The sequence below is a fragment of the Vibrio sp. 1069 genome (assembly GCF_033340555.1).
Genome location: NZ_JAWOWP010000628.1, coordinates 1 through 595, shown reverse-complemented (window position 1 = coordinate 595; position 595 = coordinate 1). Strand labels below are relative to the sequence as shown.

The 595-nt window shown below is 47.7% G+C and carries 1 protein-coding gene; it reads right to left on the bottom strand.

Going from position 1 to position 595, the window contains the following annotated elements:
• Positions 1-35 precede the first annotated feature (35 nt).
• Positions 36-595, bottom strand: a 560-nt coding sequence (locus R7040_RS28130) for an ATP-dependent DNA helicase (protein ID WP_318097840.1), incomplete at its 5' end; no start/stop codon positions are given.

Below are 595 nucleotides of genomic sequence, written 5' to 3'. Positions count from 1 at the left end.
TTATTTGGTTACATCACAGCACAGGCTGCGACTAATTATTCTTCTTTAAGAAACGCTTTGATACGTTCTAAATCTCGTGTTCTTGGGATCGGAGGCAAGCTTCCAAGGAACGTGCCGCCATAGTCACGGGTGACAAGGCGATGGTCACAAATGATCAATGCACCATGATCTTTCTGATCTCGAATCAAACGCCCTACGCCCTGCTTCAAAGTGATCACCGCATCGGGGATTTGCACTTCAGCAAACGGCTCACCACCACGCAATCGACAATCTTCAATTCGGGCTTTTAGCAGCGGATCATCCGGGGCAGTAAACGGCAATTTGTCGATGATAACACAGCTCAGTGCGTCACCTCTAACATCGATCCCTTCCCAAAACGCCCCCGTCGCCACAAGCAAAGCGTTACCCAGCTCCATAAACTCTGCAAGAGTCTTTTGCTTGCTCATTTCACCTTGCATAAGAACCGGAAGATCCAACACCTCACGGAACTTCTCTCCCAACTCACGCATCATGCTGTGAGAAGTACATAAGAAGAAACAACGACCGTCATTTTCTTCAATGACTGGTGCTAACATTCTCACCAATTTGTCCGCTA